General features: G+C 50.9%; 1 protein-coding gene. It reads left to right on the top strand.

Translation table 11 applies throughout. The features are described from left to right. Positions 1-70 precede the first annotated feature (70 nt). The gene (locus ACERY3_RS25250) at positions 71-1,279 is read left to right on the top strand and encodes an IS256 family transposase (RefSeq protein ID WP_373226791.1); all 1,209 of its coding nucleotides are present in this window, start codon (positions 71-73) and stop codon (positions 1,277-1,279) included. Positions 1,280-1,314: the final 35 nt, after the last annotated feature.

Here is a 1,314-nt window from a genome sequence, read left to right as displayed (position 1 = left end):
GAGCCTGTAATTAAAATTGTGTAATTGCCTGATTTTGATATGTTCACTCCAACAACGGAGACAGGCAATTATGGACGAAAAGAAACTCAAAGCCCTTGCGGCTGAACTGGCTAAAGGCCTTAAAACCGAAGCCGATCTTAATGCTTTTTCCCGCATGTTGACGAAGCTTACCGTCGAAACGGCGCTTAATGCAGAGCTGACTGACCACCTCGGGCATGAGAAAAATGCGCCCAAAACAGGCTCAAACACCCGCAATGGCTACTCGTCAAAAACGGTGTTGTGCGATGACGGCGAGATAGAGCTGAACACGCCGCGTGACCGTGAAAACACCTTCGAACCGCAGCTGATTAAGAAGCACCAGACGCGCATTACGCAGATGGACAGCCAGATTTTATCCCTCTACGCCAAAGGCATGACTACCCGCGAAATCGTCGCCACCTTCAAAGAGATGTACGACGCCGATGTGTCGCCCACGCTGATATCTAAAGTAACCGACGCTGTAAAAGAGCAGGTCACGGAGTGGCAAAACCGGCAGTTGGATGCGCTGTATCCCATTGTTTATATGGACTGCATTGTCGTCAAAGTCCGTCAGAATGGCAGCGTAATCAACAAGGCCGTCTTCCTCGCACTGGGCATTAACACCGAAGGCCAGAAAGAATTACTGGGCATGTGGCTGGCCGAAAATGAAGGTGCAAAGTTCTGGCTGAGTGTGCTGACAGAGCTGAAAAATCGCGGTCTTCAGGACATCCTGATTGCCTGCGTGGACGGTCTGAAAGGCTTCCCGGATGCAATAAACAGCGTCTACCCACAGACCCATATCCAGCTGTGCATCATCCATATGGTGCGTAACAGCCTGAAATACGTGTCGTGGAAGGACTACAAAGCCGTCACCAGTGGCCTGAAGACGGTTTATCAGGCCCCGACCGAAGAGGCGGCGCTGATGGCGCTGGATGCGTTCGCGGAAGTCTGGGACGATAAATATCCGCAAATCAGCAAAAGCTGGCGTGCGCACTGGGAAAACCTCAATACGCTCTTCAGTTATCCGCCGGATATCCGCAAGGCCATCTACACAACAAACGCAATCGAATCCCTGAACAGCGTGATCCGTGCCGCGATTAAGAAACGCAAGGTGTTCCCGACGGATGACTCAGTACGAAAAGTTATTTATCTGGCGATCAAGGATGCGTCAAAAAAATGGAGTATGCCGATCCAGAACTGGCGGCTGGCAATGAGTCGTTTTATTATCGAGTTCGGTGACCGCCTGAGCGATCACCTTTAACACAGTGGCAGTTACACAGAATTACTGACAGGCTC

Origin of the sequence: Enterobacter cloacae complex sp. ESBL7 (assembly GCF_041679625.1) — a bacterium.
Lineage (GTDB): Bacteria > Pseudomonadota > Gammaproteobacteria > Enterobacterales > Enterobacteriaceae > Enterobacter > Enterobacter asburiae_B.
Note: the sequence above shows the minus strand (reverse complement) of the source record. Positions and strands in the feature narration are given on the sequence as shown.